General features: G+C 70.0%; 6 protein-coding genes. 5 read left to right on the top strand and 1 reads right to left on the bottom strand.

Annotated features, from left to right (window positions below; genetic code table 11):
* The first annotated feature begins 15 nt into the window (after positions 1-15).
* From ACK59X_RS29645 to alkB, 5 genes are all read left to right on the top strand, one after another.
* Positions 16-891, top strand: coding sequence for a DMT family transporter (locus tag ACK59X_RS29645; protein WP_409962244.1), 876 nt, complete (start codon positions 16-18; stop codon positions 889-891).
* 338 nt (positions 892-1,229) lie between these two features.
* On the top strand, positions 1,230-4,049 hold the full coding sequence (locus ACK59X_RS29650; protein WP_409962246.1) for a DEAD/DEAH box helicase: 2,820 nt from the start codon (positions 1,230-1,232) through the stop codon (positions 4,047-4,049).
* A 139-nt stretch (positions 4,050-4,188) separates the two neighbouring features.
* A complete protein-coding gene (ada, locus tag ACK59X_RS29655) occupies positions 4,189-5,295 on the top strand; it encodes a bifunctional DNA-binding transcriptional regulator/O6-methylguanine-DNA methyltransferase Ada (protein WP_409962254.1) in 1,107 nt (368 codons plus the stop codon).
* Positions 5,292-6,026 carry a 2OG-Fe(II) oxygenase gene (locus ACK59X_RS29660; protein ID WP_409962248.1) on the top strand — a complete coding sequence of 245 codons (735 nt, stop codon included), beginning with the start codon at positions 5,292-5,294 and terminating at the stop codon, positions 6,024-6,026. Before ada ends, ACK59X_RS29660 begins: the two co-directional genes overlap by 4 nt.
* Positions 6,023-6,694, top strand: a complete 672-nt coding sequence (alkB, locus tag ACK59X_RS29665; protein ID WP_409962250.1) for a DNA oxidative demethylase AlkB — start codon at positions 6,023-6,025, stop codon at positions 6,692-6,694. The genes ACK59X_RS29660 and alkB overlap by 4 nt, the downstream gene beginning before the upstream one ends.
* Before the next feature lies 1 nt (position 6,695).
* Here the strand turns inward: alkB and ACK59X_RS29670 are convergent, their stop codons facing one another.
* Positions 6,696-8,483, bottom strand: a complete 1,788-nt coding sequence (locus ACK59X_RS29670) for a DUF3592 domain-containing protein (protein ID WP_409962252.1) — start codon at positions 8,481-8,483, stop codon at positions 6,696-6,698.
* Positions 8,484-8,576: the final 93 nt, after the last annotated feature.

Here is an 8,576-nt window from a genome sequence, read left to right on the forward strand (position 1 = left end):
AAATGAACGCTGTAAATGGGCGGCGCCATGGAGATTTCGGGCACGATAGGCTGGTTCGTCGTGCAATCGGGCCTGCCGGCGCTCGACGTGGTGTTCTGGCGCTGCGCCTTCGGCGCGGCCACGCTGGCCGGGGTGTGCGCGGCCATGGGGCTGCTGCGCGGGGTCCTGACCTGGCGCCAGGCGGCCTGGGCTGCGCTCGGGGGCGTGGCCATCGTCACCAACTGGCTGCTGCTGTTCGGGGCGTATGCGCATGCCTCCATCTCGATCGCCACGGCGGTCTACAACACCCAGCCCTTCATGCTGGTGGCCTTTGGTGCCCTGCTTTTCGGCGAGCGCATCACCTTTCGCAAGATCGGCTGGCTGGCGCTGGCCTTTGGCGGCATGCTGCTCATCGTGCAGGCCCGGCCGGGCGCCAGCTTTGCGGGCAGCAACTATGCGCTGGGCATAGCCATGGCGCTGGGTGCGGCCTTCTTCTGGGCCGTGGCCTCGGTGATCGCCAAGCGGCTCACGGGCACGCCACCGCACCTGATCGCGCTGGTGCAGGTCTGCGTGGGCGTGTTCATGCTGGCGCCGTTCACCCACTTCGGCGACCTGCCCACGGACGCCCGCACCTGGACGCTGCTGGTCACCGTGGGCGTGGTGCACACCGGCATCATGTACATCCTGCTATACGGCGCGGTGCAGAAGCTGCCTACCTACCTGCAGGGCGCGCTGTCCTTCATCTACCCGGTGGTGGCGATTGCCGTGGACTTGATCGCCTTCGGCCACCGGCTGCAGCCTGCGCAGTGGCTGGGCGCAGCCGCCATCCTGCTGGCTGCGGCGGCCATGAACCTGCAGGGCAGCCGGCCGCGGGCGACGCCAGAGCCTGCGGCACAGGGCAACCGCTCCTGAGCATTGCGCACAAATTATCAAAAGCAGCCTGCGGCCATGGGCACCATCGTCAGCTCCCGTAAAACTTCAAGGAGCACCTATGGACAACGCACTGCAAACCACCTGGGAAACCTACGTCGCCTCATGGAAGGCCACCACCGCCGCTGAAAAACAGGCCCTGTCCGCCGAGCGTTTCATGAGCCACCACCAGCTCTGCATGGCGCAGTGGAAGATAACAGCGGCACACCGGCGGTGCCGACCTGGAAATTCACGGCCCCGGCTACCAGGTCGGATCGGAAGCATCGGTGATGCACTATGCCGTGCCCGTGCTGGAATAGTCCGGGCACAATCACCGCCCAGTGACACGCCCTGGTGACCCTTTTTCCTCCCCTGCAGAACCCACCCCGCCGCGCTCCGACCGCCAGGCGTTGATCGCCGCCTGGGTGGCCGCCCTGCGCCGCCAGGCCGGGGCCGATGCGCTCAAGGCCCTGCCCCCGCTGACGGACACCGAGGCGGCGCGCGTGATGGGGCTGATGCGTGGCGATGGCGACGCCGCCCAGGCCCCCTCCCCTGCGCGCCCCGCCCTGCCCGCCGGCATCGCGGCCGGACACTTCCAGCCGCGCATCACCCTCATGACCCTGGGCCGCGGCGATGGGCTGCTGGGCCTCAAGCCCCAGGGCAAGATGGGGCCGCGCGGCGACAGCGTGACCCTGGTGCAGATCGACTGGACCTACCGGCTGGAGGACACGCCCCAGGCCGCCACCGCCTGGCAGGCACCGGCGCCCACCTCCATCCTCAACTCGCGCCCGGCACCGCTCGTGGACCTGTACGACACCGGCGGACCCGTGGTGCGCATGCAGCGCGACCTGGCGGCCGAATCGGACGCCATGGACCGGGTCTGGGAGCTGGGCCTGCAGCCCCTGGACACGCGCACCCTGCAGTGGCGCAACCGCGATGCCGGCGCCAGCCTGGGCCCGGTATGGACGCTGGCGCAGGAGGCCTTCTTCGGCGACTTCTGGGCCGAGCAGGTACCGCAGCTTGCGTCCCAGGGCTGGAGCGTGGTGGTACGGCCCGGCTTTGCGCACGAGAGCGTGCCCGTGCAGCGCTGGAAGCTCCTCATCGCCCCCGACACCGGCGAGGTGCTGGGCAAGGAACTGGCGGGCCCCGTGGGACCGCGCGAACGCCCGGTGCAGAAGCTGCAGCTGCCCGCACGCGAGGGCGCCTGGCTGCTCAGCCTGGGCATCGAGATCGATGGCGAGACGCTGGACCTGGCGCCCATGCTGGCCGACCTGCTCAAGCGCGATGCGCGCTGGCTCATCGCGCGGCGCATGGCGCGCATCGACGACCTGGAAATCATCTCGCTGCGCGCCCCCGGCGGGCGGCGCATCGACGCACCCGCCGGCCCGCTCAAGGCCATCGTGGGCGCCATGGTGGACCTGATCACCGACCCCGAGCGCAACCAGCGCAAGGACGGTGACCCGCTGCGCCTGGGCGCCTGGGAGCTGCGCCGGCTCGAAGCCCTGCGCGCCGGGCTGGTGCAGGCGCACCGCGTAGACAGCGCCAACGACTGGCAACTGCAGGGCGATATCGGCCTGTCCCAATTGGCCAAACGCCTGAAGGCCATCGGCACACCCGAGCCAGCCGCCGCACCCAAGGGCCTGCAGGTTCAGTTGCGCCCCTACCAGCTCGAAGGCCTGGCCTGGCTGCAGTACCTGCGCGCGCAGGGCCTGGGCGGCATCCTGGCCGACGACATGGGCCTCGGGAAGACCGCGCAGGCGCTGGCCCATATCCTGGTGGAAAAGGAGGCCGGGCGCCTCACCCGCCCGGCCCTGGTGGTGCTGCCCACCTCGCTGCTGTTCAATTGGCAGGCCGAGGCCCGGCGCATGGCGCCCGGCCTGCGCGTGCTGGCCCTGCATGGGCCGGACCGGGGCAAGGCGTTTGCCGAAATAGGCGACCACGACCTGGTGATGACCACCTACCCGCTGCTCTGGCGCGATGTGGAGGCGCTGGCGGCGCAGGCGTTCCATCTGCTCATCCTCGACGAAGCCCAGATGGTCAAGAACGCTGGCAGCCGCAGCGCCCGCGCCCTGCGCCGCCTGCAGGCCCCGCACCTGCTGTGCCTGACCGGCACGCCGCTGGAAAACCACCTGGGCGAGCTCTGGGCTCAGTTCGACTTCCTCATGCCCGGCTTCCTGGGCGATGTGCGCAGCTTCAATGCGCGCTGGCGCAAGCCCATCGAGGAGAACGGCGAGACCCTGCGCGCACAGCTGCTGTCGCAGCGCGTGCGCCCATTCATCCTGCGCCGGCGCAAGCAGGACGTGGCCACCGAACTGCCACCGCGCACCGAGGTGATCCAGCACGTGCAACTGCAGGGCAAGCAGCGCGAGCTGTATGAAGCCGTGCGCACCACGGTGGACAAGCAGGTGCGCCGGGTGCTGGAGCGCGAAAGCTTTGACGGCGCGCAGATCACCATCCTGGACGCCCTGCTCAAGCTGCGCCAGGTGTGCTGCGACCCGCGCCTGGTCAAGGGCAGCAAGATGGCGGCCAGCATGGAGCGCGCCAAGCTCGAACTCCTGGCCGACATGCTGCCGGCCCTGGTGGCCGACGGCCGGCGCGTGCTGGTGTTCTCGCAGGTCACCGAGATGCTGGAGCTGGTGGCCGAGCAGTTGCAAGCCTTGGAACTGCCCTTCCTCGCCCTCACGGGCCAGACCCCGCCGGGCCAGCGCGGCGCCGTGGTGCAGCGCTTCCAGGCGCAGGACGAAGCCAGCCCGCCCATCCTGCTCGTGAGCCTCAAGGCCGGCGGGGTGGGCCTGAACCTCACGGCCGCCGACACGGTGGTCCATGTGGACCCGTGGTGGAACCCGGCCGTGGAGGAGCAGGCCACGGCCCGCGCCCACCGCATCGGGCAGGACCAGCCGGTCTTCGTCTACAAGCTGGTGGTGCAAGGCAGCATCGAGGAGCGCATGCTGGAATTGCAGGCACGCAAGGCCGCGCTGGCCCAGGGCGTGCTGGGGCACGACGAGGAAGGCGCCGCGAAGTTCAGCGAGGCCGACCTGGTGGCCCTGCTGGCGCCGCTGTCGGAGCCGCAGAACAACCCGCTGGCGATACCGGGTGAAGATGCCAGGCGCTGGGGTGGCACGGGTCTGCGCAGGCCCCGGCCCTTTGTGCCTGACCCCTGACCGCACCAGGGCGGTCGCCAAAGGTGCAGAATTCAAAAGCAAGCTTCGGGGTGCGTGGAAAGCGGTCCATTTTTACAGTAGGCCATCCCATCCACTTGCGAGGTCTACCATGCACTCCACCGCAACCGCTGACAGCCCCATGCCGTCCACCCGCCCCTCCAAGGCCGCCTTGGCCGCAGCCACCCTGGCCGATCCGCGCTGGGCGGCGGTGCGCATGCGCGATGCCTCGGCCGACGGCCGCTTCTACTACTCGGTGCAGACCACAGGGGTCTACTGCCGGCCGAGCTGCGCGGCCCGGCCGGCGCTGCCCGAGAACGTGCGTTTCCATGACAGCACGCTTGATGCCGAGCGCGCCGGCTTTCGCCCCTGCAAGCGCTGCAAGCCCGGCCAGGCATCGCCCGTGGCGCACCACGCCGCCCTGGTCACCGAGGCCTGCCGCATCATCGAGGCGGCCGACACGCCGCCCACACTGGACGAGTTGGCCACCCGCGTGGGCCTGAGCGCCCACCACTTCCACCGCATCTTCAAGCAGGCGACGGGCCTCACGCCCAAGGCCTATGGCGCCGCCCAGCGCGCACAGCGCGTGCGCGGCGAACTCGCCGCACCCCAGGCCGGCAGCGTGACCGAAGCGATCTTCAACGCGGGCTACAACGCCACCAGCCGCTTCTACGAAGAAGCCGACGGCGTGCTGGGCATGACGCCCACGCGCTACCAGGCCGGGGGCAGGCAGGTCACCATCCGCTTTGCCATCGCGCAGTGCTCGCTGGGCGCGATCCTGGTGGCGCAGAGCGGGCGCGGCGTGTGCGCCATTTTGCTGGGCGACGATGCAGAGGTGCTCGCGCAGGACCTGCAGGACCGCTTTCCCCAGGCCCACCTGGTGGGCGACGACCGCAGTTTCGACGCACTGGTGGCCCGGGTCGTGGCCTTTGTCGAGGCACCGGGCCTGGGCCTGGACCTGCCGCTCGACGTGCAGGGCACGGCCTTCCAGCAGCGCGTGTGGCAGGCGCTGCTGGCCATTCCCGCAGGCGAGACGGCCAGCTATGCCGAGATCGCAGCACGCATCGGATCGCCCACCGCCGCGCGTGCCGTGGCGCAGGCCTGCGCTGCGAATGCGCTGGCCGTGGCCATCCCTTGCCACCGCGTGGTGCGCAACGATGGGGCCCTGTCGGGCTACCGCTGGGGCGTGGAGCGCAAGCAGGCCCTGCTGGACCGTGAACACCGCCAAGCCAAGGGGCAGCCTGCATGAATGCCCGTCTTCCTGAACACGCCGCCGACTGGGCTGCACGCGCAGGCGCCATCGACTGGGCGGCCACCACGGAGGGCCTGAACGCCGAGGGCGCAGCCATTCTCCCGGCCCTGCTCAGCCCCGATGAATGCCAGGCGCTCGCGGGCCTGTACCCGGACACGGCCCACTTTCGCAGCCGCGTGGTGATGGCCCGCCACGGCTTCGGCCAGGGCGAGTACCAGTATTTCAGCTACCCGCTGCCGCCCCTCGTGGCCGGGCTGCGTGCGGCACTCTACCCGCACCTGCGGACCCTGGCCAACCACTGGAACCGGGTGATGTGTGTCGATGTGCAGTACCCTACCGCGCATGCCGATTTCATCGCCCGCTGCCATGCGGCCGGCCAGTTGCGGCCCACACCGCTGTTGTTGCGGTACCAGGCGGGCGACTACAACTGCCTGCACCAGGACCTGTATGGCGAGCATGTGTTTCCGCTGCAGGTGGCGATATTGCTGTCGGAGCCGGGGCGCGACTTCACGGGCGGCGAGTTCGTGCTGACCGAGCAGCGCCCGCGCATGCAGTCGCGTGCCGAGGTGGTGCCGCTGCGCCAGGGCGATGCGGTGGTGTTTGCCGTGCACCACCGCCCCGTGAACGGCACGCGCGGCCCCTACCGCGTGAACATGCGCTATGGCGTGAGCCGCCTGCGCTCGGGCGTGCGGCACACCGCGGGCATCATCTTCCATGACGCGACATGACACTGAGCCTGTTCAGCCATGATGAAGAAGCCGCGCTGCTGCAACAGCAGGCAGGCACCCGGGAGGCCCTGGCACCCGGGGCGGTGCTGCTGCGCGGCTTCGCGCTCGATGTGGCACCGGCGCTGCTGCAGGCCGTGGACGGCATCACCGGCCATGCGCCTTTCCGCCACCTGGAAACACCCGGCGGCCAGCGCATGTCGGTGGCCATGACCAACAGCGGCCCGCTGGGCTGGATCTCCGACCGCAGCGGCTACCGCTATGGCCGGGCCGATCCACTCACGGGCCGGCCCTGGCCGCCGCTGCCCGCCGTCTTCGCCACCCTGGCGCACGATGCGGCCGAGGCCGCGGGCTTTGCCGGGTTTGCGCCCGATGCCTGCCTGATCAACCGCTATGCGCCCGGCGCCCGCCTGTCGCTGCACCAGGACAGGGACGAGCGCGACCACGGGCACCCCATCGTGTCGGTGTCGCTGGGCATTCCCGCCGTGTTCCTGTTCGGTGGCGATGCGCGTGCGGACAAGGCGCAGCGCGTGCCCCTGGTCCATGGCGACGTGGTGGTCTGGGGCGGGCCGGCGCGGCTGCGCTACCACGGCGTGATGCCGCTGGCCGAGGCGGAGCACCCGCTGACGGGCGCTTTTCGCATCAACCTTACCTTTCGCAAAGCCGGATAGCTCAACCGGGTAGGGAACCCTTGGCGTAGCCCGTCTGCCGGCACAGCGACGAAAGCAATTGCTGCGCCGCGGCCCTGCCGCGCAGGCTGTCGGCCACCGTGATGGCCTTGCCGCTGGTCAGCGCGGCCTGCAGGCGGTAGTAGGTTTCCTTGTTGCCACCGGTGGTGGTGGAGTAGCTCTCCTTGAGCTCCAGGCGCGCCACCTCGCTCGCCGTGGCCGCACTCTGAAAACGCACCAGGCCGAACAGGCGCCGCTCGGCACGGATGCCCTGGCGGTCCAACTGTACGGTGAGACTGTTGCCCAGTCCGTAGAGGGCGCCCAGCACCACCAGCCAGCCGATGCCGCCGAAGATCAGGGTGAAGGGCAGCGGTGCATCGCTGTCCCACATCAGCACACCCGCCCCCGTGAAGGCGGTGCCGAACACGAGCAGCGCCAACATGGTCTTCCAGCGCCTGCCGTAGGGAAAATACAGCCGCACCCCGCCGGGCACCTGCTCCATGTCGGACACGTCGGCCTCATCCCCGGCCGGGGCCACCTCGCCCAGCTGCGGGTGCTGGGCCGCGTCGTGCTGCAGCCAGGCGGACTTCTGGTTCGTGATGTACACGGGCACGTCGAAGCGGCGTTCAAAGCCCGGCGTCAGGTTGTCGCCCGAGCTGCCGGGCACGCTTTGGAGCAGCAGCTCCCAGCGGTGGTACTCGCTGCCCGGGTCTTCCGATGCGGGCAGGTGGGCCGGCACGTCAAACCGCGCCGCCAGCCGCACGCCCTCGCCACGCGCCTCCACCTGCGCGAGGCCGCGCACCTGCCACAGCGTACGGCTTTCATAGCTGGTCTTGCCGCCCGAGCGGGTGCGGGTGTGCTCCACGCACTTCAGGGTGGCCAGAAAACGCAGGCCGGAACTGTAGGCAACGGGCAGTTCCAGGGTGCCACCGAAATGCCCGCCGATGGAACCCGGAAACGGATCGAGCACCAGCCGGACATCGCCGTAGCGCCGTGCCTGGACCGCACTGCGCAAAGCCCAGGCCAGCAGCACCAGCCCGACCAGCGGGATCAGCACAAGGATGCCCGCGACCAGGTGGTCGCCCCGGGCCAGGGCGCGCGGCACCACGGAGAAGGCCATGGGCAAGGCCACCAGGTTCCAGACGGCGGCCATGGCCCAGCCCACCCACAGCCCGATGCGCTGGTGGGCCCGGATGCGGTTGTCCTTCCACGCAGCCCGGCTCTCCCAGGGGCGTGCCTCCCACGCCGGCCCCGTGGTGGGGGCACCCGGGGTCAGCGCAAACCGGAAACGCAGGGCAAAGATGATGATGCCCAGCCCGGCACCGCCGAAGACCAGCGCAAACACCAGCTTGAAGGCCAGCAGCCCGGTCCGCAGGCTCCGGTCGAGCACCGCCTCGCTCGGGTCGCCGGGATTCACCCAGGCCTGCACCGGCGTGCCGTTGCGCTGTGCCGCCTCCAGCCGGGCGCCCAGCTCCTGGTGGAACTCGCCCACGTTGTCGCTGCCCGAGTTGATGGCCACGCGGCGCCCCGTGTACTCCTGGCCCGCCACGCGGTAGCGGTAGTCGGCCTTCACGCTGTAGGTGGTGGATTTGCTGCCCCGGCTGGCGACCGTTTCGGCCGAGACCAGTGTGGCCTGCACGGGCTGCCAGCCCTGCATGGTGGTCCAGTCGTAGAGGGTGGGCAGCACGCTCAGCAGCAGCAGGCCCAGGCCCACGGCCGCAAACGGCGTGCCGAACAGCACCAGCACCCAGGGGCCGGGACCGTTGCTCTTGCTCTTGGATTCTTCAGCCATGGCATGTGGCGCCGCCGCCCCAGAGGGCTGCCGCGCACTTCCCCCTCACATCTTTTGCGGTCGAACAGGCTCTTTGCCAGAATGGTGCCATGA

Source organism: Acidovorax sp., assembly GCF_046339755.1.
Lineage (GTDB): Bacteria > Pseudomonadota > Gammaproteobacteria > Burkholderiales > Burkholderiaceae_C > Acidovorax.